Source organism: Rhodococcus sp. Leaf247, assembly GCF_001426185.1.
GTDB lineage: Bacteria > Actinomycetota > Actinomycetes > Mycobacteriales > Mycobacteriaceae > Rhodococcoides.
In genome coordinates this window covers 338,048-361,394 of sequence record NZ_LMRP01000003.1, presented here as the reverse complement: position 1 = coordinate 361,394, position 23,347 = coordinate 338,048, and the positions used below count along the sequence as shown (strand labels likewise).

The 23,347-nt window shown below is 67.8% G+C and carries 20 protein-coding genes; 10 read left to right on the top strand and 10 right to left on the bottom strand.

Going from position 1 to position 23,347, the window contains the following annotated elements:
* Window positions 1-186: 186 nt before the first annotated feature.
* From mptB to ASG64_RS16990, 4 genes are all read left to right on the top strand, one after another.
* Window positions 187-1,842 (top strand): polyprenol phosphomannose-dependent alpha 1,6 mannosyltransferase MptB, encoded by a 1,656-nt coding sequence (gene mptB, locus ASG64_RS21655; protein WP_156388465.1) that lies wholly within the window; start codon window positions 187-189, stop codon window positions 1,840-1,842.
* Entirely contained in the window at window positions 1,839-2,807 is a 969-nt protein-coding gene (locus ASG64_RS21650; protein ID WP_442971159.1) for an ABC transporter ATP-binding protein, read from the top strand. Before mptB ends, ASG64_RS21650 begins: the two co-directional genes overlap by 4 nt.
* 2 nt (window positions 2,808-2,809) lie before the next feature.
* Window positions 2,810-3,604, top strand: a complete 795-nt coding sequence (locus ASG64_RS16995) for an ABC transporter permease (RefSeq protein ID WP_042574593.1) — start codon at window positions 2,810-2,812, stop codon at window positions 3,602-3,604.
* Window positions 3,605-3,668: 64 nt separating this feature from the next.
* Window positions 3,669-4,643: a COX15/CtaA family protein gene (locus ASG64_RS16990; RefSeq protein WP_042574594.1), complete on the top strand. Its 975-nt coding sequence runs from the start codon at window positions 3,669-3,671 to the stop codon at window positions 4,641-4,643.
* Between the two features lie 7 nt (window positions 4,644-4,650).
* Here the strand turns inward: ASG64_RS16990 and ASG64_RS16985 are convergent, their stop codons facing one another.
* The gene (locus ASG64_RS16985; RefSeq protein WP_056075136.1) at window positions 4,651-4,986 is read right to left on the bottom strand and encodes a hypothetical protein; all 336 of its coding nucleotides are present in this window, start codon (window positions 4,984-4,986) and stop codon (window positions 4,651-4,653) included.
* Between the two features lie 141 nt (window positions 4,987-5,127).
* Between ASG64_RS16985 and ASG64_RS16980 the strand changes: the two genes are divergently transcribed.
* Window positions 5,128-6,093 carry a quinone oxidoreductase family protein gene (locus ASG64_RS16980; RefSeq protein WP_056075132.1) on the top strand — a complete coding sequence of 322 codons (966 nt, stop codon included), beginning with the start codon at window positions 5,128-5,130 and terminating at the stop codon, window positions 6,091-6,093.
* 10 nt (window positions 6,094-6,103) lie between these two features.
* Here the strand turns inward: ASG64_RS16980 and ASG64_RS16975 are convergent, their stop codons facing one another.
* Window positions 6,104-7,093, bottom strand: a complete 990-nt coding sequence (locus ASG64_RS16975; protein ID WP_042574642.1) for a heme o synthase — start codon at window positions 7,091-7,093, stop codon at window positions 6,104-6,106.
* Window positions 7,094-7,400: 307 nt separating this feature from the next.
* Here ASG64_RS16975 and tkt point away from each other — a divergent pair, with 307 nt between their 5' ends.
* The 5 genes from tkt to pgl are packed head-to-tail and all read left to right on the top strand — an operon-like array spanning window position 7,401 to window position 13,813.
* Window positions 7,401-9,500: a transketolase gene (gene tkt / locus ASG64_RS16970; protein ID WP_042574596.1), complete on the top strand. Its 2,100-nt coding sequence runs from the start codon at window positions 7,401-7,403 to the stop codon at window positions 9,498-9,500.
* Between the two features lie 5 nt (window positions 9,501-9,505).
* Entirely contained in the window at window positions 9,506-10,630 is a 1,125-nt protein-coding gene (tal, locus tag ASG64_RS16965; RefSeq protein WP_042574597.1) for a transaldolase, read from the top strand.
* A 3-nt stretch (window positions 10,631-10,633) separates the two neighbouring features.
* The gene (zwf, locus tag ASG64_RS16960; RefSeq protein ID WP_056074759.1) at window positions 10,634-12,190 is read left to right on the top strand and encodes a glucose-6-phosphate dehydrogenase; all 1,557 of its coding nucleotides are present in this window, start codon (window positions 10,634-10,636) and stop codon (window positions 12,188-12,190) included.
* On the top strand, window positions 12,187-13,092 hold the full coding sequence (gene opcA / locus ASG64_RS16955) for a glucose-6-phosphate dehydrogenase assembly protein OpcA (RefSeq protein ID WP_200933490.1): 906 nt from the start codon (window positions 12,187-12,189) through the stop codon (window positions 13,090-13,092). The genes zwf and opcA overlap by 4 nt, the downstream gene beginning before the upstream one ends.
* Window positions 13,085-13,813, top strand: a complete 729-nt coding sequence (gene pgl, locus ASG64_RS16950) for a 6-phosphogluconolactonase (RefSeq protein ID WP_056074754.1) — start codon at window positions 13,085-13,087, stop codon at window positions 13,811-13,813. Before opcA ends, pgl begins: the two co-directional genes overlap by 8 nt.
* Before the next feature lie 218 nt (window positions 13,814-14,031).
* Here the strand turns inward: pgl and ppc are convergent, their stop codons facing one another.
* The 8 genes from ppc to rapZ all read right to left on the bottom strand — a co-directional run bounded on the left by ppc (window position 14,032) and on the right by rapZ (window position 23,345).
* On the bottom strand, window positions 14,032-16,800 hold the full coding sequence (ppc, locus tag ASG64_RS16945) for a phosphoenolpyruvate carboxylase (protein WP_056074752.1): 2,769 nt from the start codon (window positions 16,798-16,800) through the stop codon (window positions 14,032-14,034).
* 59 nt (window positions 16,801-16,859) lie between these two features.
* Window positions 16,860-17,093 carry a preprotein translocase subunit SecG gene (gene secG / locus ASG64_RS16940; RefSeq protein WP_042574602.1) on the bottom strand — a complete coding sequence of 78 codons (234 nt, stop codon included), beginning with the start codon at window positions 17,091-17,093 and terminating at the stop codon, window positions 16,860-16,862.
* 89 nt (window positions 17,094-17,182) lie between these two features.
* Window positions 17,183-17,968: a triose-phosphate isomerase gene (tpiA, locus tag ASG64_RS16935; protein ID WP_042574603.1), complete on the bottom strand. Its 786-nt coding sequence runs from the start codon at window positions 17,966-17,968 to the stop codon at window positions 17,183-17,185.
* A gap of 3 nt (window positions 17,969-17,971) precedes the next feature.
* Complete coding sequence (locus tag ASG64_RS16930; protein ID WP_056074751.1) at window positions 17,972-19,183, bottom strand: phosphoglycerate kinase; 1,212 nt, start codon at window positions 19,181-19,183, stop codon at window positions 17,972-17,974.
* Between the two features lie 4 nt (window positions 19,184-19,187).
* Entirely contained in the window at window positions 19,188-20,207 is a 1,020-nt protein-coding gene (gene gap, locus ASG64_RS16925) for a type I glyceraldehyde-3-phosphate dehydrogenase (RefSeq protein WP_042574605.1), read from the bottom strand.
* 194 nt (window positions 20,208-20,401) lie between these two features.
* The gene (whiA, locus tag ASG64_RS16920; protein ID WP_042574606.1) at window positions 20,402-21,385 is read right to left on the bottom strand and encodes a DNA-binding protein WhiA; all 984 of its coding nucleotides are present in this window, start codon (window positions 21,383-21,385) and stop codon (window positions 20,402-20,404) included.
* The gene (locus ASG64_RS16915) at window positions 21,376-22,431 is read right to left on the bottom strand and encodes a gluconeogenesis factor YvcK family protein (protein ID WP_056074749.1); all 1,056 of its coding nucleotides are present in this window, start codon (window positions 22,429-22,431) and stop codon (window positions 21,376-21,378) included. The genes whiA and ASG64_RS16915 overlap by 10 nt, the downstream gene beginning before the upstream one ends.
* Window positions 22,428-23,345, bottom strand: a complete 918-nt coding sequence (gene rapZ, locus ASG64_RS16910) for an RNase adapter RapZ (protein WP_042574643.1) — start codon at window positions 23,343-23,345, stop codon at window positions 22,428-22,430. Before rapZ ends, ASG64_RS16915 begins: the two co-directional genes overlap by 4 nt.
* Window positions 23,346-23,347 lie beyond the last annotated feature (2 nt).

Below are 23,347 nucleotides of genomic sequence, written 5' to 3'. Positions count from 1 at the left end.
GGTTCCAGCAAGGGCACCCTGGGTCGACGGACGCCGCCCTCGCACGGGCGCGACATCGGCCGTTGTGGTGGCGGTGACCGAGGTGTCGATACGCTTCGCCCTGTGCCCCCCTCCGACGACAACGTCCCGGTGACGGAGTCGCGCGTCGCGCAGTCGGCGAGGACGACCCGGACGACGGTCGTTCGCGTGACGCGCCGCGTCCTCGGCATCGACGGCTCCCCGCGCAGCGACCGTGTCGCGGTCCTGCACGACAACGAACCCGACCGTCCGGGTCTGAACGCCGCGGAAGAGCGCGACCTGAGCCACATCCGCCGATTCGGTGCCACCGGAGCCGCGATGATGGCGCTCGGCGCTCTGGGGGCCGGCGCGCAACCCGTCCTGCAGAACCCCGTCCAGGGCGTCCGCGTCCTGGGCCTGTTCGCTCGCGCACTCCCCGCCGCGCTGACCGTGACGATGATCGGCACGGCGATCGTCGTGCTCGCGTGGCTCCTGCTCGGCCGGCTCGCCGTCGGCTCCTTCGGAGCGGGCTCGTCGCCGCGACGTCTGTCCAGGTCGCAACTCGACCGGACACTCGCACTGTGGATCGTTCCCCTGTGCGTCGCTCCCCCGATGTTCAGCAAGGACGTCTACTCGTACCTGGCGCAGAGCGAGATCACGGCCCGCGGACTGGATCCGTACTCCATCGGACCGCAGGCCGCGCTCGGCGTCGACCACGTCCTCACCCGGACGGTTCCCAACATCTGGCGCGACACCCCGGCGCCGTACGGGCCGTTCTTCCTGTGGATCGGGCGGGGTATCACCGCGATCACCGGCGACAACATCGTGGCCGGCATCTTCTTGCACCGCATCGTCGCCCTGGCCGGAGTCGTCCTCATCGTGTGGGCGCTGCCCAGACTCGCGGCCCGGTGCGGGGTGTCGAGCGTGGCTGCGCTGTGGCTCGGCGCCGCGAACCCGTTGCTGCTGTTCCATCTGGTCGCCGGGATCCACAACGAGGCGGCCATGCTCGGCCTGATGCTCGCCGGCCTCGAAATCGCCTTCCGTGCCATCGAGTCGGCCGGCCGGACCGGACCGATGAATCGACGGGAGATCGGACTGCTTCTCGCCGGGGCGGCGATCATCGCATTGTCCGCGACCATCAAGATCCCGTCGATCCTCGCCCTGGGCTTCGTCGGCATGGCGCTGGCACGACGGCGCGGCGGCAGGGCGCGCGACGTCGCCGTCGCCGCGGCGGTGCTCGGGGCCGTCACCCTGGTGGTGTTCCTCGCGGTGAGCACGGCGAGCGGCCTCGGATTCGGATGGCTGGGCACCTTGAACACGGCCAGTGCCGTACGCAGTTGGATGTCGTTGCCCACACTTCTCGGTCTCGCGACCGGAGGCGCCGGGGTGCTGCTGGGTATCGGCGACCACACCACGGCCGTGCTGTCCCTCACCCGTCCGATCGCATCGTTCGTCGCGGCCGTCATCATCGTCCGGATGCTCGTCTCGGTGCTCCTCGGACGGTTGCATCCGATCGGTGCTCTCGGAGTGTCGCTCGGCGCTCTGGTGCTGCTCTTCCCCGTCGTCCAGCCCTGGTACCTGCTGTGGGCCGTCACCCCGCTCGCGGCCTGGGCCACCCGGCCCGCGTTCCGAGTACCGGTGATCGCCTTCTCCGCCTTCGTCTCTCTCATCGTCATGCCGACGGGAGGCGAGGTGCAGCCGTTCGTCATCGTGCAGGCGGCCGTGGCCACGGTTCTGACCGTCGCCCTGATCATCGCCGCGACCAGAAGAATCCTTCCGTGGAGAGCACGCGACGGGGCGGCGGCGTCCGAGCCCTCCTCGGACGCCTACGCTGGATCATCGTGACCTCGCGACCCGCCTCCCCACCCGCGTCCGGTTCGTCCGCGACGCTGACGCCTGCGGTGTCGCTCACGAACGTCGTCCGCCACTTCGGATCGACGACGGCGGTCGACGGTCTCGACCTGACTCTCCACCGCGGCCGCGTGCTCGCTCTGCTCGGACCCAACGGCGCCGGCAAGACGACGACCGTCGAGATGTGCGAGGGGTTTCTCTCCCCCGACTCCGGCGACGTCCGCGTTCTCGGGCTCGATCCCGTCGGAGACGCGGAGCGTGTCAAGCCCCGCATCGGTGTGATGCTCCAGGGCGGCGGCGCCTACCCGGGCTCCCGTGCGGGCGAGATGCTGAACCTGGTCGCGTCCTACTCTGCCGATCCGCTCGACCCCGCGTGGTTGATGGCGCAGCTCGGTCTCACCGACGCCGTCCGCACCCCGTACCGACGCCTGTCCGGCGGGCAGCAACAGCGACTCTCCCTCGCCTGCGCGCTGGTGGGACGACCGGAACTCGTCTTCCTGGACGAGCCCACCGCCGGACTCGACGCACAGGCGCGACTCCTGGTGTGGGACATGATCGATGCCCTCCGCCGGGACGGCGTCAGCATCCTGCTGACAACCCACCTGATGGACGAGGCGGAGCAGCTGGCCGACGATCTGGTGATCATCGACCACGGCCGCGTCGTGGCGTCGGGGACACCGACGGAACTCACTCGACGTGGAGCCGAGGGGCAGCTGCGGTTCTCCGCACCGGCCGGACTCGATCTCTCGTTGTTGCAGATGGTGCTGCCCGAGGGCTTCGACCCCGTCGAGAGCTCGCCGGGGTCCTATCTGCTCGAAGGAACCATCGACCCCCAGGTACTGGCGACGGTGACCTCGTGGTGTGCTCGACTCAACGTGCTGGCCACCGATCTCCGCGTGGAGCAGCGCAGCCTCGAGGACGTGTTCCTCGATCTGACGGGGCGGGAACTGAGAGGGTGAGCGTGACATCACGGTCCGAACGCACGACGGACAGATTCGAACCGGGGACGTTCACACCGAATCCGCAGGCGGCGCCTCGCGGTCGCATGCTCGCGGCGCAGTCCCGACTCGAACTCGTCCTGCTCCTCCGCAACGGTGAGCAGTTGCTGCTCACCATGTTCATCCCGGTCACGTTGCTCATCGGTCTGACACTTCTGCCGTTCGGCGACTTCGGCTCCGAGCGCGTCGGAACAGTCGTTCCCGCCGTGATGATGGTCGCCGTGATGTCGACGGCTTTCACCGGTCAGGCCATCGCTGTGGGCTTCGATCGACGCTACGGCGCCCTGAAGAGACTGGGGGCGACCGCTCTGCCGAAGTGGGGCGCGATCGCGGGCAAGTCGATCGCCGTCCTGATCGTCGTTGCCGCGCAGTCGGTTCTGCTGGGTGTCATCGGGCTCGTCCTCGGATGGCGTCCGACTCCCGGCGGGCTGCTCCTCGGGGCCGTCGTCATCGCCCTGGGCACCGTGACGTTCGCGACGATGGGCCTTCTTCTCGGCGGAACACTTCGAGCAGAGATCGTGCTCGCTCTGGCCAACATCGCGTGGTTCGTGATGCTCGGTATCGGCAGTGTGATCTTCGCCGACGACTCGCTTCCCGGGGCCGTGCGGATGATCGCGCGTCTCGTGCCGTCGGGCGCGATGGCGGAAACACTCGAGCAGGCCGTGGTGGGGCGCGTGGACCTGTTCGGCGTCCTGGTGCTTGCCGTGTGGGCCGCGGTGTGCGGGTTCTGGGCCACCCGCAAGTTCTCCTTCACCTAGGCGAACCGTCCGGCCGGACGCGGGCCAACTACACCGTGTAGGACTCGGCGTCTACGATCGAGTCGTGCTTTCTCGTGCGTTCCTGTCCCTGGTCGATCGCCTGCCGCTGCCCTCCGTGCGCGTGCAGCGGATCATCGCGTTCGTCGTGATCGTGACCCAGGGCGGCATCTCCGTCACCGGCGCCATCGTGCGCGTCACGGCATCCGGCCTGGGGTGCCCCACGTGGCCCCAGTGCTTCCCCGGCAGCTTCACTCCCGTGGGCGTGTCCGAGGTCCCGGTGTTGCATCAGGCGGTCGAATTCGGCAACCGCATGCTGACCTTCGCCGTCGTGCTGACAGCCGCGGCCATCGTGCTCGCCGTCATCCGCGCACGGCGTCGGCGCGAAGTGGTCGTCTACGCGTGGCTGATGCCCGCCGGAACCGTGCTGCAGGCCGGCGTCGGCGGAATCACCGTTCTCACCGGTCTGCTGTGGTGGACGGTCGCCGTGCACCTGATCATCTCGATGCTGATGGTGTGGCTGGCGACTCTGCTGTTCCACAAGATCGGCGAGGCCGACGACGGTGTGTCCGTGCCGTCCGTTCCGGCTCCCCTGCGGTGGCTGACCGTTCTGTCGGCGGTCCTGCTCACCGGTGTTCTGGTGGCGGGCACGATGGTCACCGGAGCCGGACCGCACGCCGGCGACGCGGACGTGGCACGACTCGAGGTGGAGATCGTCACCCTCGTGCATCTCCATGCGGAACTACTGGTCGGCTACCTGGCCCTGCTCGTCGGACTGACCTTCGGCGTCTACGCGGTCAGCCCCTCGGGAGCGACTGCCGTGAAGAAGCGGCTTCACATCCTGATCGCGCTGGTGGTTGCGCAGGCGTCGGTCGGCATCGTCCAGTACTTCACCGACGTGCCTGCCGCGCTGGTGGCGGTGCACGTCGCGGGAGCCGCCGCGTGTACCGCGGCGACTGCTGCGGTCTGGTCGGCGTCACGTCACCGGGAGTCCATCCCGGCACCCGACGCCGAGAACGTGCGACCCGAGCACGTTCGCTGAGCAGTCCCTACTGGCCGTTGCGTGCCTTCGGGAACTTGGTCTGGCCCGCGACCCACCCGGCCATCTGCGCGAAATGACCCTTGCGGGGGGTGACGATGCTCGTCAGTTCGCGATCCCACTCGCCGATGGTCACCGAATCCAACGAATCCACCACCGCGTGCGCGGTCGCCAGATCGGCGGCGACGCGGTCCCCCAGGACACCGTCCTCACCGACCAGTGTGATGCGAACGCCCGCACGCCCCAGGGGCTGCAACACGACCGTCGCCGAGCCGCCGTGGGCGGCAACGAACGACTCGATGGACGACACCAGACTCGACGGTGGTGCAGCCGTCTCGGTGCTCATGCCGGACGAGCCCTTGGGTGCGTTCTCGATGCTCTCGGTACTCATGCCGTGAGAATACCCGGTGCCTCCGCCGCACTCCTACCCATCGGTAACCTCGTGTCCCGTCCCCCGCGTCCGCGCCGGTAGTGCAAGACTCCGGTGATGCGAGCAGTGGTGATCACCAGGACCGGCGGACCCGACGTTCTCGAGTACACCGAGGCCCCCGATCCACGTCCCGGCCCCACCGACCTCCTCGTCCGAGTGCAGGCCGCCGGCATCAACTACATCGACACCTATTTCCGGAGCGGGGCCTACCCCCGAGAATTGCCGTACGTTCCCGGCGACGAGGGCGCCGGGGTCGTCGAGGAGATCGGATCCGACGTCACCGACATCCGGGTCGGTGACCGGGTCGCATGGGCCAGCGCGCCCGGTAGCTACGCCGAACTCGCGGTCGTGCCCGTGGCCGCGGCCGTCCCGGTTCCCGACGGCGTCGATTTCCCTCGAGCAGCGTCGGTGCTGCTGCAGGGGATGACGGCGCATTACCTCGTCGAGTCGACCTACGCGGCCGTGTCCGGGGACACCGTGCTGGTGCACGCCGGGGCCGGCGGAGTCGGGTTGCTGCTCACCCAGCTCGCGGTCGCGAAGGGGGTCGAGGTGATCACGACCGTCTCGTCGGACGACAAGGACGCCTTGTCCCGCGACGCGGGAGCGTCCCATGTCCTGCGGTACGACGACGACATCGCAGCCCGGGTACGCGACATCACCCGTGGCGAGGGGGTGGCGGCGGTCTACGACGGCGTCGGCAGGACGACCTTCGACGCAAGTCTCGACAGCGTGCGGATCCGCGGCACCGTCGCCCTGTTCGGGGCGGCCAGCGGACCGGTTCCGCCGGTCGACCCTCAGCGGCTCAACAAGGCCGGATCGGTATTCCTGACTCGGCCGACCCTCGCCCACCACATTCGCGACCGAGCCGAGCTCGAGTGGCGCGGTGGGGCCGTCATGGGCGCCGTCGCGAACGGGACGTTGTCGGTGCGGGTCGAGCACCGCTACCCGCTGGCGGAGGCCCGCCGGGCGCACACCGAACTCGAAGCACGCCGGACCACCGGCTCCTTGGTTCTGGAGCCCTGAGTCACGGCTGTCAGGAGAAGAACTGCGACACGGTGTTCATGCCGAGCACCGAGTCGACGGCCAGGCCGATGAAGACGACGGCCAGGTAGTTGTTCGACTGGAGAAACAGACGCAGGGGCTTGACCGGCTCGCCGCGGCGTACACCCGCGTAGAGCTGATGAGCCATCAGGAGGAACCAGGCGCCCGCGACGAGTGCCACCGCGGCGTACACGACACCCGCGGCGGGGACCAGCGCGGCGGTCGCGGCGACGGTGAGCCAGGTGTAGATGACGATCTGTCGTGTGACGACCTGCTCGGTGGCAACGACGGGAAGCATGGGCACACCGGCTGCGGCGTAGTCGTCCTTGTAACGCATGGCCAGGGCCCAGGTGTGCGGCGGCGTCCAGAAGAAGATGACCAGGAACAGCACGACGGCTTGCCAGCCGACGGTTCCGGTGACCGCCGACCATCCCACCAACGCCGGCATGCAACCCGCAGCACCGCCCCAGACGACGTTCTGCGAGGTCCGACGCTTGAGGCCCATCGTGTAGACGAACACGTAGAACAGGATGGTCACGACGACGAGAACGCCGCTGAGCAGGTTCGCGGCCCACCACAACCAGGCGAACGACGCGATGCCGAGCAGTGTGCCGAAGACGAAGGCGTGCGACGTGGGCACTGCCTCACGGGCGAGGGGACGGCGCGCCGTGCGCTTCATGACCTTGTCGATATCGGCGTCGACGACGCAGTTCAACGTGTTCGCGCTGGCTGCACCCATCCAACCGCCGAACAGTGTGGCGAAGAGCAGAGGCAGGTCCACCGAACCACGATCGGCCAGCAGCATCGTGGGGATGGTGGCGACGAGGAGCAACTCGATGACACGAGGCTTGGTCAGTGCGATGTAGGCGCCGGCCCGCGCGAGGAGTCGTCCCGGGAGCGTCGTGGGCGCCGGAGACGAGTCCGCGGCCGGACTGTCGGCGAACCCGTGTCCGCTCGGGCTCTGCCGCATCCCCACTCGAATCTCCCTCACACGACCTGCGCTTCACCACCGAACAGGTGGCGCTACTACAAGCGATGGTAGACGCCGCCTGTGTCATCACCCCAATCGGCGGGTAGTCCTGAGGTCGGAGTCACCACGTCGATCTGCGCGGGCGTTGCTCGTACGAGTCGGCGGGGGGTCCCCGACGGAACTAGGCTGGGCCCCGAACCGGGTATCTCCGACGGATCCGTCGGGGAACTAGGCTCCACCCGCGGACGATGCGATCAGTCGCGCCGTTCGCACGCAGGTACTGGCCACACACCCCGACAGTGTCAGGAGATTTCCGCTCGTGTCGATCACAGACGACATCACCGTTCTCACCAGCGCTCACCATCCGAGCGACTGGACCGATCTGGACACGCGGGCGGTGGACACTGTTCGAGTGCTCGCGGCCGACGCCGTGCAGAAGGTCGGCAACGGCCACCCCGGTACCGCGATGAGCCTCGCGCCTCTCGCCTACACGCTCTTCCAGCGCACCATGCGCCACGACCCCACCGACACGACGTGGATCGGTCGCGACCGGTTCGTGCTCTCGTGCGGCCACTCGAGCCTCACCCTCTACATCCAGCTGTACCTCGGCGGCTTCGGGCTCGAACTGTCCGACCTCGAGGCGCTGCGTACGTTCAAGTCGAAGACTCCGGGCCACCCCGAGTTCCGCCACACCAAGGGCGTCGAGATCACCACCGGCCCGTTGGGGCAGGGCCTGGCCTCCGCCGTCGGCATGTCGATGGCGTCACGCCGCGAACGCGGACTGTTCGACCCGGAGCCCGCCCTCGGTGAGAGCCCGTTCGACCACTTCATCTACGTCATCGCCTCCGACGGCGACATCGAGGAGGGCATCACCTCCGAGGCGTCGTCACTGGCCGGTACGCAGCAGCTGGGCAACCTGATCCTGTTCTACGACGACAACAAGATCTCCATCGAGCACTCGACGGACATCGCCCTGTCCGAGGACACGGCCAAGCGCTACGAGGCCTACGGCTGGCACGTTCAGGTCGTGGAGGGCGGCGAGAACGTCACCGCCATCGAAGAGGCTGTCGAGGCCGCGAAGGCCGTCACCGACAAGCCGTCGATCATCGTGCTGCGCACCATCATCGGCTTCCCCGCGCCGACGATGATGAACACCGGCGCAGTGCACGGCGCGGCTCTCGGCGACGACGAGGTCGCCGCGGTCAAGAAGGCGCTCGGCTTCGATCCGGACAAGACCTTCGAGGTCACCGACGAGGTCATCGCGCACACCCGCTCGTTGCAGGAGCGCGGCCGTGCGGCGCACGCCGCCTGGACCGAGCAGTTCGACGCCTGGGCGGCACGCGAGCCCGAGCGCAAGAAGCTGCTCGACCGCCTCACGGCGGAAGAGCTGCCCGAGGGCTGGTCCGACGTCCTCCCCACCTGGGAGCCGGGAAGCAAGGCCGTCGCCACGCGTGCCGCGTCCGGTGACGTGCTCAGTGCCGTCGCGCCCGTGCTGCCCGAGCTGTGGGGCGGCTCCGCCGACCTGGCCGGCAGCAACAACACGACGATGAAGGGCGCCAAGTCCTTCGGCCCCACGTCGATCTCCACCGACGACTGGGACGCCGAGCCGTACGGGCGCACCCTGCACTTCGGTATCCGTGAGCACGCCATGGGCGCGATCCTGTCCGGCATCGTCATGCACGGACCGACCCGCGCCTACGGCGGCACGTTCATGCAGTTCAGTGACTACATGCGCCCGGCCGTCCGACTCGCGTCACTGATGGACATCGATCCGATCTACGTCTGGACTCACGACTCCGTCGGTCTGGGCGAGGACGGCCCGACCCACCAGCCGGTCGAGCACCTCGCTGCGTTGCGGGCGATCCCGAACCTGTCCGTCGTCCGTCCCGGTGACGCCAACGAGACCGCACACGCATGGCGCGCCGTGCTGGCGAAGTCCTCCAGCAGCGGCCCGGTCGGTCTGGCGCTGACGCGTCAGGGCATCCCCGTGCTCGAAGGCACCAGCTACGAGGGCGTGTCCAAGGGTGGCTACACCCTGGTCGAGTCGTCGAAGGCTGCTCCCGACGTCATCCTGATCGCCACCGGATCCGAGGTGCAGTACGCCGTCGAGGCCCAGAAGCTGCTCGAGGCGCAGGACATCGCCGCACGCGTGGTCTCCATGCCGTGTGTCGAGTGGTTCGAGAGCCAGGACCAGAACTACCGCGACCAGGTGCTGCCGCCCACCGTCAAGGCACGCGTCTCGATCGAGGCCGGCATCGCGATGCCGTGGTACAAGCTCGTCGGCGGTTTCGGCGAGATCATCTCGCTCGAGCACTTCGGCGAGTCCGCCGACGCAGCCACGCTGTTCCGCGAGTACGGATTCACGGCCGAGGCCGTGGTCGCCGCCGCGCAGCGCTCCATCACCAATGTGAAGGGATAACCGCCATGACCCAGAACAAGAATCTCGCAGATCTGTCGGCCGCCGGAGTGTCCGTGTGGCTCGACGACCTCTCACGTGACCGCATCTCGTCCGGCAACCTGACCGAGCTGATCGAGGGCAAGTCGGTCGTCGGTGTCACCACGAACCCGTCGATCTTCCAGGCTGCGCTCAGCAAGGGCACCGCCTACGACGATCAGGTCAACGAGCTCGCGGCCCGCGGCGCCGACGTGGACGCGGTCATCCGCACCGTCACCACCGACGACGTCCGCAACGCGTGCGACATCTTCGCACCCGTCTACGAGGCGTCCAACGGTGTCGACGGCCGCGTGTCCATCGAGGTCGATCCTCGCCTGGCGCACGAGACCGACAAGACCGTGGCGCAGGCGATCGAGCTGTGGAAGATCGTCGACCGCCCCAACGTCCTCATCAAGATTCCCGCGACCGAAGCCGGCATTCCCGCGATCGCCAAGGTCATCGGCGAAGGCATCAGCGTCAACGTCACGCTGATCTTCTCGGTCGAGCGGTACGAAGCCGTCATGAACGCGTACCTCGAGGGACTCGAGTCCGCCAAGGCCGCCGGACATGACCTGTCCTCGATCCACTCGGTGGCATCGTTCTTCGTCTCGCGCGTCGACACCGAGATCGACAAGCGTCTCGATGCCATCGGCACCCCCGAGGCCACCGAGCTGAAGGGCAAGGCCGGACTGGCCAACGCGCGCCTCGCGTACGTCGCCTACCAGCAGGTCTTCGAGGTCGGCTCGCGGTTCCAGGGCCTCCTGGAGAGCAATGCACGTCCGCAGCGCGCGCTGTGGGCCTCGACCGGCGTCAAGGATCCGACGCTCCCCGACACCCTGTACGTCACCGAACTCGTCGCACCCAACACGGTGAACACGATGCCGGAGAAGACCATGGACGCGGTGGCGGACCACGGTGAGATCACGGGCGACACGATCTCGGGCAAGGGTCCCGAGTCGCAGGCCGTGTTCGACGCGATCAGCGCCCTCGGCATCGACCTCACGGACGTGTTCCTCGTCCTCGAGAACGAGGGTGTCGAGAAGTTCGAGAGCGCCTGGGCCGAACTCAACGAGGCCACTCGCCAGCAGCTCGATCAGGCACAGAGCAAGAGCTGACACATGACGACGACGGAGGACGCCCCCTGGGTCAATCCGCTTCGTGACAACCGGGACAAGCGTCTCCCGAGGATCGCCGGGCCCTGCAGCCTGGTGATCTTCGGGGTGACGGGCGATCTCGCGCGCAAGAAGCTGATGCCGGCCGTGTACGACCTGGCGAACCGCGGGCTGTTGCCCCCCGGCTTCGCCCTCGTCGGTTTCGCACGACGCGAATGGGAGGACCAGGACTTCTCGACCATCGTCCACGATTCGGTTCGCGAGCATGCTCGCACGCCGTTCCGTGAGAGCGTCTGGGAGCGTCTCGCCGAGGGCATCCGCTTCGTCCAGGGCACCTTCGACGACGCCGACGCCTTCGACCGGTTGGCGACGACGCTCGCCGAACTCGATGTCCAACGCGGAACGGGTGGCAATCACGCGTTCTACCTGTCGATCCCGCCCAGCGCGTTCCCCGTCGTCCTCGAGCAACTCTCCACGTCCGGCCTGGCGACAGGTCAGGTCGTCGAGGGTGGGCCCGACCAGTGGCGACGCGTCGTCATCGAGAAGCCCTTCGGCCACGATCTGCAGAGCGCGAAGGAACTCAACGCCGTCGTCAACCGGGTGTTCCCGGAGGACCGGGTGTTCCGCATCGACCACTACCTGGGCAAGGAGACGGTCCAGAACATCCTGGCGCTGCGCTTCGCGAACCAGTTGTTCGACCCGATCTGGAACGCCCACTACGTGGACCACGTGCAGATCACGATGGCCGAGGACATCGGTCTCGGCGGCCGAGCCGGGTACTACGACGGCATCGGCGCTGCCCGCGACGTCATTCAGAATCACCTGCTGCAGTTGCTCGCCATCACCGCGATGGAGGAGCCTGTCAGCTTCAGCCCCAGCGAACTGCAGTCCGAGAAGATCAAGGTGTTGTCGGCGACGCGGTTGGCGGAACCGTTCGCGGAGACCGCGGCACGCGGCCAGTACACCAGCGGATGGCAGGGCAGTCAGAAGGTCAAGGGACTCAAGGAAGAAGAAGGCTTCGACGCCGAGTCCACGACCGAGACGTACGCGGCCATCACGCTCGAGGTCGACACCCGACGGTGGGGCGGAGTCCCGTTCTACCTGCGCACCGGCAAATCGCTGGGACGACGGGTCACCGAGATCGCGATGATCTTCAAGCGTGCTCCCCATCTACCGTTCGACGCGACCATGACCGAGGAGTTGGGTCAGAACGCCCTGGTGATCAGGGTGCAGCCGGACGAGGGCGTGACGCTTCGCTTCGGGTCGAAGGTGCCGGGTTCGAGCATGCAGGTGCGCGACGTCAGCATGGACTTCAGCTACGGGCAGGCATTCACCGAATCCTCCCCCGAGGCGTACGAGCGTCTCATTCTCGACGTCCTGCTCGGTGAACCGTCGCTCTTCCCGGTCAATGCCGAGGTCGAGCTGTCCTGGAAGATCCTCGACCCGATCCTCGAGTACTGGGCGTCGGGCGGCACCGCCGACCCCTACGAGGCCGGGACGTGGGGTCCGGACTCCGCGAACGAGATGATGCAGCGCACCGGACGTGAATGGAGAAGACCGTGATCGTCGACCTTCCGGCCACCAGTACCCGCGCCGTCTCGAAGAAACTCGTCGAACTCCGCGAGTCGGGAGGCGCCGTCACGCTCGGACGCGTCCTCACTCTCGTGGTCGTCATCCGTGACCCGTCCAAGTTCGAAGCGGCGATCGAAGCAGCCAACGAAGCCAGCCGCGAGCATCCGTGCCGCGTGATCGTGTTGGCGCGCGGCGAGCGCAGTGACGAGGACGGTCTCGACGCGCAGATCCGCGTCGGAGGTGACGCGGGTGCCTCCGAGGTGGTCGTGCTGCGTCTGCGCGGCGAGCTGTCCGAGCACGAGCAGAGCGTGGTGCTCCCCTTCCTGCTGCCGGACACACCCGTCGTCGCGTGGTGGCCCGGTGGGGCGCCCGACGTGCCCGCCAAGGACCCGGTGGGACGCCTTGCCATCCGACGGATCACCGACGCCACCATGGCCCCCGATCCGCGGGCCGCGATCGCGTCGCGGCTCGAGTCCTACTCCGAGGGCGACTCCGACCTGGCGTGGTCGCGCATCACGTACTGGCGAGCGTTGCTCACCACCGCGCTCGACCAGCAGGCCGAGGCCGTGCGCTCGGTCACGGTCTCGGGACTGCGGGACGAGCCGGCGCTCGACATCCTCGCCGGATGGCTCGCCGGCCGTCTGGGCGTTCCCGTGCACCGCAACGTCGGTGATCTGCGCGTCGAGATGGTGCTGGCGGACAGCACCGTCTCCATCAGCCGTCCGCAGACCGGAACCACGGCGACGCTGATCAGGACGGGACAACCCGACACTCTGGTGTCTCTCGCACGACGGGAGACGCGTGATTGCCTGGCGGAAGAGCTACGGCGCCTCGACCGTGACGAGATCTACGAAGAGGCACTCGCCGGCCTCGCGAAGGTGACCTATGAGTGAGATACACCGCTCCCCGGACACCGCGGCACTCGCACGCGCCGCGGCCGAACGATTCGTGGCCGTCGTCGTCGACGCACAGAAGACTCGCGGCAGTGCGTTCGTGGTGCTGACCGGTGGCGGTACCGGCGTCGCCACGCTGAAGGCCGTCAAAGATCTCGGCGGTGACATCGACTGGTCGGCGGTCGACGTCTTCTTCGGCGACGAACGCTTTCTTCCCGAGGGCGACTCGGAGAGGAACTACGTCCAGGCGAAGGACGCGTTGCTCGATCACGTCGGCGTCGACGAGGCACGCGTGCACGTCATGGCGCCGTCGGACTCCCCGCTGGGTGACGACGTCGACGCGGCCGCCGTGGCCTACCTTCAGGCCGTCGCCGCATTCGGCGGCACCGACGGCCCGGTGTTCGACGTGCACCTCCTGGGCATGGGCCCGGACTCCCACATCAACTCGCTGTTCCCCCACAGCGATGCGGTGCGCGAGGACAGCAGCCTCGTCCTCGCCGTCACCGACTCCCCCAAGCCGCCGCCGGTCCGCATCACCCTCACCCTTCCGGCGGTGAACCGTTCCCGGCACGTGTGGTTCCTGGTGTCGGGTGAGGGGAAGGCCGACGCGGTCGCGGCATGTGTCGGCGGCGCGGATCCGATCGAGCACCCGGCTGCCGGTGCCCACGGCACCGAGTCCACCGTCTGGTTCCTCGACGAGGGGTCCGCCTCGCGTCTGTGACCGTCATGCCGGCGATCGACCCGGGCGCTCGTCGGCCGGGCCGTCCTGGCGTACCTGCGTGGGAACCGGCGCGTGGCGACGACGGGGAATTCCGCGCCGCCACGCGGATGCTGGTGCGTCGCAACGGTTGTCGCTGAACTGCTTCATGTCGAGGTGCCCTCCCGGCGTCGAATGTGGTCCTGCTCTGTTCGACGCCGGGAGAGCCCCGACGGTTCCCTCTAGCCGCTGTTCCGCAGGGCCGTCGCGAGACCGTTCATCGTCAGCAGGATTCCGCGCTTCACCTGTTCGCGGTCGTCGCCGGCACGCAATTGCTTCAGCAGTTCGACCTGCAGGTGATTCAGCGGCTCGAGATACGGGAAGCGGTTGAACACCGACCGGGCGAGAGCCGGGTTGTCGTCCAGCAGACCGTCGTGACCGGTGATCTTCAGGTACATCGACACCGTCTTCGCGTGCTCGGTCGAGATCATGTCGAACACGGTCTTGCGGAGCTTCTCGTCCGGAACCAGTTCCGAGTAGCGCGCGGCGAGACCGAGATCGGACTTCGCCATCACCTGCGCCATGTTGGACATCACGGTCCGGAAGAACGGCCAGCGCCGGTACAGATCGGTCAGCGTCGCCAACCGGTCGTCGTCGCCGCCCACCCAGTCCTCGAAGGCCGTACCGACTCCGTACCAACCCGGAAGCATCACGCGCGACTGGCTCCACGACATGACCCAGGGAATGGCCCGCAGGTCGTAGACGGAGTTGGTCGGCTTCCGCGAGGCGGGCCGGCTGCCGATGTTGAGCTCACCGATCTCGGCGACGGGCGTCGACATCCGGAAGTACTCGACGAAGCCCGGAGTCTCGTGCACCAGCGCGCCGTATGCGGCTTGCGCGCGCGCTGCCAGATCGTCGAGAAGTGCGTAGGCCGGTTCGGCGTCGTCGCCCAGTCCCTCGACGTCGAGGAGTGTGCTCTCGATCGTCGCCGCGAGCAGAGTCTCCAGGTTGCGACGTGCGAGGCGCGGCTCCGCGTACTTCGCGGCGATGACCTCACCCTGCTCGGTGATGCGCAGCGACCCGGTGACAGCACCGGTGGGCTGAGCGAGGATCGCGTCGTAACTCGGGCCGCCGCCGCGACCGACGGTGCCACCGCGCCCGTGGAAGAGGCGCAACCGGATCCCGGCGTCCCGAGCGGCCTCGACGAGGTCGAGCTCGGCACGGTAGAGAGCCCAGTTGGCCGCGAGGTACCCGCCGTCCTTGTTCGAATCCGAGTACCCCAGCATCACCTCCTGGTTCTCGCCCCGCGACGTCACCAGAGCGCGGTACACCGGAACGGCCAAGGTCGCGGTGAGCGTCGCCGCGCCCTGCTGGAGGTCGTCGATGGTCTCGAACAGCGGCACCACCCCCACCGGGGACGACGGACCGGTCTCCGAGTCGCCGGGATCGAGGATGCCGGCCTCCTTCAGCAGCACCGCGGCCTCGAGCATGTCGCTCACGGACGTGCACATGCTGATGATGTAGTTCGGCACGGCCCCACCGCCGAACGTGCGCACGGCGTCGGCCGCCGAGGCGACGATCGCCAGTTCCTTCGTCGTCTGCTCGCTGAACTCCGCGCGAGGCCCGATCAGCGGGCGCCGAGTCTCGAGCTCCGCGGACAGGATCGCCACGCGCTCGTCCTCGGAGAGCGACGAGTAGTCGGAATGCACACCCGCCCACGCCAGGAGTTCGCCGACGACCTCTTCGTGGATGTCGGAGTTCTGACGCATGTCGAGGCCGGACAGGTGGAACCCGAACGTCTCCAACGCCTGGCGCAGCGTCGCGAGCCGGTCGTCCGCGATGACACCGTTGGCTGTACGACGCAACGAGCGATCCAGCAGGTCGAGGTCGTCGAGCATCTCCTGCGGCGACGAGTACGGCTCCAGCTCGGGAGTGTCGAGGGTGTTGTCGGGCACCACGTCCAGCATCCGGTGCGCCGTCGCCGTCAGACGGCCGCGGATGCCGCGCACCGCGCGTCGGAACGGCTCGTCGGACCGGAACGCCGAGTCGTCCTTCGACGCGTCGGCCAGAGCCTGCAGGTCCGCGTCCACATCGATCAGTCGCGCCGACATCGAGAGCTCGTGCTCCAGGCCGACGAGATCGGCGAGGTACCGGGTGAAGGCGACCTGCGCCGCACGGTTGGTCGCCCGGTGCACGATCTCCCCGGTGACGAAGGGGTTGCCGTCGCGGTCGCCGCCGATCCACGACCCCGGACGCAGCATCGGCTGCGCCAGCAGATCCGCATCGGGCCACCGGCTGCGCAGCGCCGCACGCAGTTCGGTGTTGATACGGGGTATGACGTCGAACAGCGACATGTCGTAGTAGCGCAGGCCGACCTCGATCTCGTCCTGGATACGGAGCCGCGACAAGCGGATCAATGCGGTCTGCCACAGTGCGAGGATCTGCCGCTCGATCTTCGCCTCGGTGTCGGCAACCTCGACGTCGTCCAGTTCCGTGCGCTCACGGAATCGCATCAGATCGGTGATGCGGCTCTGGATCTCGGAGACCGTGCGGCGACGGGTCTCGGTCGGGTGCGCGGTGATGACCGGCGACACCAGCGCGTCGCGCAGCAGGTTCTGCACGGTCTCGGCGTCGAGGTTCGCCGCATCGAGTTTGGCGTAGGTGGAGGCCAGGCTGCTGTCCTGGGGAGGCTCCCCCGCGCGGACGTGCACGGCCCGCCGGCGTTCCCGGTGGATGTCCTCCGCCAGGTTCGCGAGCAGGGAGAAATGACTGAACGCGCGGATCACCGGAATGGCCGACGCGATGTCGATGCCGTCGAAGAGGTCGGTCAACACACCGCGGTCGATCTCCGACCGCCGGACGCGGAAGGACTCGACGCGGGCCTTCTCCACGAGGTCGAACGTCGACTCACCCTCGTGGTCCCGGATGACGGAACCGAGGATCCCTCCGAGGAGCCGAATGTCCTCTCGCAGAGGTTCGGTGGCGGGCAGACCTGGATCGACGACTGTCATGGGAACAGTATTGTCGGCCTCGCTGTCCGGCGCAGCGCAGGGATGTCAGGCCCGGCGTGTCAGGCGAACTTGATCTCCAGGCCGATGCCGAGGATGCAGATGAGCCACACGACGCCGGTGAACACGGTGACGCGGTCGAGGTTCTTCTCCACGACGCTCGATCCGGACAACGACGACTGGACGCCGCCACCGAAGAGGCTGGACAGGCCGCCACCCTTGCCGCGGTGCAGCAGGATGAAGACGAGCAGGCCGATGCTGGTGATCACCAGCAGGATGTCCAGGAACGTGCGCATGATCGGCAATCCTACAGGTCGGAGCGGGCGGGACGACGAAGGGCACGTCGCGTGCGCGACGTGCCCTTCGATCGGTGATGCGCGGTGTGTCAGGGAAGCGGTCCCCCGGCAGCGATGGCGCACAAGGTGGCGAATTCGTCCGCCTTGAGCGACGCTCCGCCGACGAGTGCCCCGTCGACATCGGTCTGGCCGACGATCTCGCCGACGTTCTTGGAGCTGACCGAACCTCCGTACAGCACGCGAACCTTCGCGGCGGTGTCCACGTCGGCCAGGGAGACCAGCTCTTCTCGGATGGCCCCACAGACTTCCTGGGCGTCCGCAGCACTGGCCACACGGCCGGTCCCGATGGCCCACACGGGTTCGTAGGCGACGACGATCTTGGCGATCTCGTCCGCCCCGAGTCCCGCGAGCGAACCGCGGAGCTGCTCGACGTTGAAGGCCACATGCTCGCCCGCCTCGCGGACCTCGAGGCCCTCGCCGATGCACACGATCGGGATCAGTCCGTGCTTGAGCGCAGCCTTGGTCTTGGCCAGCACCGTCTCGTTGTCCTCGCCGTGTCCGGCGCGACGCTCGGAGTGACCGACCACGACGTAGGTGCATCCCAGCTTCGCCAGGAACGCGCCGCTGATGTCACCGGTGTACGCGCCGGAGTCCTGCGGCGACAGGTCCTGCGCACCGAAGGTGAGCAGCAGCTTGTCGCCCTCGATCAGCGTCTGGACGCTGCGGATGTCCGTGAACGGCGGGATGACCGCGACGTCGACCTTCTCGAAGTACTTCGCGGGCAGTGAGAACGCGATCTTCTGCACCAGCGCGATGGCTTCGAGATGGTTGAGATTCATCTTCCAGTTGCCGGCGATGAACGGGGTCCGTGCCATGTGTCAGCCCTCCAGGATCGACAGGCCGGGGAGCTGCTTGCCCTCGAGGTACTCGAGGGAGGCACCGCCACCGGTGGAGATGTGGGAGAAGCCGGCATCCGGGAGACCCAGAGTGCGCACGGCCGCGGCGGAGTCGCCACCACCGACGACACTGAACGCGCCCTTCGTGGTCGCCGCGATGATCGCCCGGGCGATACCTTCGGTGCCCTTCGAGAACTTCTCGAACTCGAAGACTCCGGCGGGACCGTTCCAGAAGATGGTCTTGGCGTTGCTGAGCACCGCTTCGAACCGATCCACCGAGTCGGGTCCCACGTCCAGACCCATCCAGCCGTCGGGGATCTCCGACGCCTTCACCGTCTTCGACTCCGCGTCGGCGGAGAAGCTGTCGGCGACGACGAAGTCCGTCGGGAGGTGGATGACGTCACCGAAACGCTCGAGCAGGTCCTTGCACGTCTCGATGCGATCTTCCTGCAGCAGGGAGGTTCCGACCGAATACCCCTGTGCCGCAAGGAACGTGAAGGCCATGCCGCCGCCGATGACCAGGGTGTCGACCTTGGGAGCGAGTGCCTCGATGACACCGATCTTGTCGGACACCTTGGAGCCGCCGAGCACGACCGCGTACGGCCGCTCGGGGGTCTCGGTCAGCTTGGTGAGCACGTCGACCTCGGTGGCGACCAGGTTTCCCGCGTAGTGCGGGAGGAGTGTCGCCACGTCGTACACCGACGCCTGCTTGCGATGCACGACACCGAAACCGTCGGAGACGAACGCGGCGCCGTCGCCGGCCAGCGTGGCCAGTTCCTTCGCCAACGCCAGCCGCTCGGCATCGTCCTTGCTGGTCTCACGAGGATCGAAGCGGATGTTCTCGAGGAGGAGAACGTCACCGTCGGTCAGACCCTCGGCGCGAGCCTCGGCGTCCTGGCCGACGACGTCACCGGCGAGCTGGACGTGGCGTCCCAGCAGTTCACCCAGCTTGGCGGCCACCGGTGCCAACGAGAACTTGGCGTCCGGAGTGCCGTCGGGCCGACCGAGGTGGGCGGTGACTATGAGCTTGGCACCGGCTTCGAGAAGCGTCTGCAGCGTCGGGAGCGACGCCTCGATGCGACCCGCGTCGGTGATCTGCCCGTTCTCGAGCGGAACGTTGAAGTCTGCCCGCACGAGGACGCCACGTCCGTCGACGCCCTCGTCGATCAGGTCCTGCAGTGTCTTGACAGCCATCGGGTCAGAGCGACTTTCCGACGAGTCCGATGAGGTCGACGAGACGGTTGGAGTAGCCCCACTCGTTGTCGTACCAGGAGACGATCTTGACCTGGTCGTCGATGACCTTGGTCAGGCCCGAGTCGAAGATGGACGAGTGCGGGTCCGTGACGATGTCGGAGGACACGATCGGGTCCGAGGTGTACTTCAGGATGCCCTTCAGCGGACCCTCGGCAGCAGCCTTCATCGCGGCGTTGATCTCTTCGACGGTGGCGGACTTCTTCAGGTTCGCAGTCAGGTCGGTGACCGAGCCGGTGGGGATGGGCACGCGCAGCGCGTAGCCGTCCAGCTTGCCGAGCAGCTGCGGGAGAACCAGGCCGATGGCCTTGGCGGCGCCCGTTCCGGTGGGGACGACGTTCAGGGCTGCGGCGCGGGCGCGACGCAGGTCGCTGTGCGGGCCGTCCTGCAGGTTCTGGTCCTGGGTGTACGCGTGGATCGTGGTCATCAGGCCCTTGACGATGCCGAACTCGTCGTCGAGCACCTTGGCGATGGGGCCGAGGCAGTTCGTGGTGCACGAGGCGTTGGAGATGATGTTCTGGCTGCCGTCGTACTTGTCGTCGTTGACGCCCATGACGATGGTGATGTCCTCGCCCTTGGCGGGCGCGGAGATGATGACCTTCTTGGCACCGGCGTCGATGTGGCCCTGAGCCTTCGATGCGTCGGTGAAGATGCCGGTGGACTCGACCACGACGTCGACACCCAGATCGCCCCACGGAAGAGCCGACGGGCCCTCACGGAGCGAGAGCGCCTTGATCTTCTGATCGCCGACGACGATGGTGTCCTCGCCCTCCAGCGAGACGTCGTACGGCAGGCGGCCGAGGATGGAGTCGTACTTGAGCAGATGAGCGAGCGTTGCGTTGTCGGTGAGATCGTTCACCGCAACGATCTCGATGTCCGTGGTGCCGAGCGCCTTCTGCGCATCGACCGCCCGGAAGAAGTTACGACCGATACGACCGAAGCCGTTCACGCCAACCCGAACCGTCACTGTTCGCTCCTTAGTGTTGAAACTGGTGTTCCGCGTCGGTGCACGGGTCGTGCACCGTTTCGTCTCCCGCACGTGGTGGTGCGGACGTCTGCGTCACGCGAGCGTGCCGGCCCGGGGGCGGTGCGCTCGATCTGTGACGTGTCCACCCTAATGGTTCGGGGTGGTGCATCTCTCGGTCAGCCGCCTCGTCCCGCTCAGGCGTCGTCGAGCAGGTCCGCGGTCACGGCGGACTCGGTGTCCGGGATGCCCGTGTCCTTCGCCTTGCGATCCGCCATCGACAACAACCGGCGGATCCGACCGGCGACGGCGTCCTTGGTCATCGGCGGGTCGGCCAGCTGACCCAGTTCCTCGAGCGACGCCTGCCGATGCTCGACGCGCAGATGACCGGCCGCGGCGAGATGGTCGGGGACGTCTTCCCCGAGGATGGCCAACGCCCGTTCCACGCGCGCGGCGGCGGCGACGGCGGCCCGCGCGGACCGGCGCAGATTGGCATCGTCGAAGTTGGCGAGCCTGTTGGCCGTCGCCCGCACCTCGCGGCGCATGCGTCGCTCCTCCCAGGTCAGGCGAGTGTCCTGGGCGCCCATGTGGGTGAGCAGCACGCCGATGGCCTCACCGTCGCGAACGACGACGCGGTCGGCGCCGCGGACCTCGCGCGCCTTGGCGGCGACACCCAGCCGACGAGCGGCACCGACGAGAGCCAGCGCTGCCTCCGGTCCGGGGCAACTGACCTCGAGAGCCGAGGAGCGCCCGGGTTCGGTCAGCGAGCCGTGTGCCAGGAAGGCGCCTCGCCAGGCGGCTTCCGCGTCGGCGACCGTGCCGCCGACCACCTGCGCCGGGAGCCCGCGAACGGGACGGCCGCGCATGTCCAGCAGACCCGTCTGACGCGCGAGCGCCTCACCGTCCTTGGCGACGCGCACGATGTAGCGCGTCGATTTCCGCAGTCCGCCCGCGCCGATGGAGTGCACGTCGGCGCTGTACCCGAACAACTCGAAGACCTCGCGCTTGAGGCGTCGGGCGATGGACAGCTGGTCGACCTCCGCCTCCACCACGACGCGCCCGGCCACGATGTGCAGGCCTCCGGCGAAGCGCAGCAACGCGGCGACCTCTGCCTTGCGGCAGCTGACCTGCGTGATCGTGAGCCTGCTGAGTTCGTCCTTGACATCGGCTGTCATGGCCACGATGTCGGTTCCTTCCTGCTGTCACTGCTGGTGTCGCCGTCGTTAGGGCGCGTGTCGTCGACCGCGGACGCGGGTCTACCCGCGCCCAGAACGGCGCCGAACACGGCCGCGAGCTTGGCGACGTCGTGTGCGTGTGGTGTCGCCCCCGCGACATCGGCGTAGATCACGTCCGCACCGAAGACTGCGGCGGCCCGTGCCAGATGTTCGCGCTCGGAACCCGGCGGTACCGACGCCGAGTCGACCACCACGTGATGCACCCGAAAACCCGGTGCGTGTTGGGACAGTACGTGGAGATGGCGCTCCGCCGAGAATCCTGTGGTCTCCCCCGGCTCCGGTCCGAGGTTCAGTACCAGCACCTTGCGGGAGTCTGTTCTGCGCAGAGCCGCCGCCAGGTCGGGAACGAGAACGTGGGGCAGAACACTGGAGAACCACGATCCCGGTCCGAGAACGACGAGGTCGGCGCGTTCGATCGCGCGCACCGACTGTTCGGTCGCCGGTGGATCGACGGGCAGCAGACGCACTCGTCGGACCTTGCCGGGCGTGGTGGCCACCGCTACCTGACCTCGGATGACCCGGCTCACTCGCGGATCCGACTCGAGCCCGGAGACATCGGCCTCGATGTCCAAGGCGATGGGCGACATCGGCAGGACACGTCCGTCGACGTCGAGGAGGTGGGCGACCTCGTCGAGTGCGACCACGGGGTCCTTGACGACCTCCGTCAATCCGGCGAGAAGAAGATTGCCCACGGAGTGTCCTGCGAGTGCGCCGCTTCCGCCGAACCGGTGCTGGAGGACGTCGGCCCACAGCGCGCTGCGGGGATCCGACGCGGCCAGCGCAGCGAGCGCCATCCGGAGGTCACCGGGCGGGATCATTCCGAGCTCGGCCCGTAGGCGCCCGGACGACCCGCCGTCGTCGGCGACGGTCACGACAGCGGTGACGTTCCTCGACAGAGTTCTCACGGCGGACAACGTGGCGTACAGCCCGTGCCCACCTCCCAACGCGACGATGCTCGGGGAGTTCTCGTCGCGTGGTCCGGCCGCACTCACTCGCGGCCCAGGTCGCGATGGACGACGCGCACGCTGGTGTCCGCGTCGTCGCGCAGGCGGTCCGCGAACGCCTCGGCCATCGCGACACTGCGATGTTTGCCGCCGGTGCACCCGATGGCGATGGTCATGTATCTCTTGCCCTCCCGCCGGTAGCCGGCGAGCGTCATGCCGACCAATCGGTGGTACAGGTCGAGGTACTCCTCGGCGCCCGGTTGTCCGAGGACGTAGTCGCGCACTCCCTCGTCCTTCCCGGTGAGCGCCCTCAACTCGGGAATCCAGTGGGGGTTGGGCAGAAACCTCATGTCGCACAACACGTCCGCGTCCAACGGAACGCCGTACTTGAAACCGAAGGACTCGACCGTGACGGCGATGGTGTTCGCCATGTCGGTGCCGAAGCCTGCTGCGATGCGGTCCCGGAGACCGTGCACCGACAGGGACGTCGTGTCGATGACGATGTCGGCCGCTTCCTTGACCGACGCCAAACGCTCGCGCTCGTCCGCGATGCCTTCGGTGAGGGTGCCGTCGAAGCCGTAGTTCTGCAGCGGGTGGCTGCGACGCACGGATTCGAACCGTCGGATCAGCACACCGTCGGACGCGTCGAGGAACAGCACGCGCGGGCGCACACCCACCGCCGTCAGATCCGACAGCAGGGTGGCGACATCACCGTTGAACAGGCGGCTGCGGACGTCGACGACCAGGGCGAGGCGCTCGATGCCCGGTGTCGACGTGCGACCGATCTCGATCATCCGTGTGATGAGTTCGGGCGGCATGTTGTCCGCCACGTACCACCCCAGGTCCTCGAGGACCTTGGCCGCCGTTCCCAGTCCCGCGCCGGACAGCCCTGTCACCAGGGCCACGTCGATGTCGGCGAGCGACTCCGGTTCGGCGGTGAACCCCACCTGCTCTCGCTGCATGT

Excerpts from the sequence above, each read along its gene's own strand:
- ASG64_RS16985 (WP_056075136.1), bottom strand. The coding sequence starts at position 4,986 with ATGAGCACCGAGACGGCTGCACCACCGTCGAGTCTGGTGTCGTCCATC.
- ASG64_RS16980 (WP_056075132.1), top strand. The coding sequence starts at position 5,128 with ATGCGAGCAGTGGTGATCACCAGGACCGGCGGACCCGACGTTCTCGAG.
- tal (WP_042574597.1), top strand. The coding sequence starts at position 9,506 with ATGACCCAGAACAAGAATCTCGCAGATCTGTCGGCCGCCGGAGTGTCC.
- zwf (WP_056074759.1), top strand. The coding sequence starts at position 10,634 with ATGACGACGACGGAGGACGCCCCCTGGGTCAATCCGCTTCGTGACAAC.
- pgl (WP_056074754.1), top strand. The coding sequence starts at position 13,085 with ATGAGTGAGATACACCGCTCCCCGGACACCGCGGCACTCGCACGCGCC.
- ppc (WP_056074752.1), bottom strand. The coding sequence starts at position 16,800 with ATGACAGTCGTCGATCCAGGTCTGCCCGCCACCGAACCTCTGCGAGAG.
- secG (WP_042574602.1), bottom strand. The coding sequence starts at position 17,093 with ATGCGCACGTTCCTGGACATCCTGCTGGTGATCACCAGCATCGGCCTG.
- tpiA (WP_042574603.1), bottom strand. The coding sequence starts at position 17,968 with ATGGCACGGACCCCGTTCATCGCCGGCAACTGGAAGATGAATCTCAAC.
- ASG64_RS16930 (WP_056074751.1), bottom strand. The coding sequence starts at position 19,183 with ATGGCTGTCAAGACACTGCAGGACCTGATCGACGAGGGCGTCGACGGA.
- rapZ (WP_042574643.1), bottom strand. The coding sequence starts at position 23,345 with ATGCAGCGAGAGCAGGTGGGGTTCACCGCCGAACCGGAGTCGCTCGCC.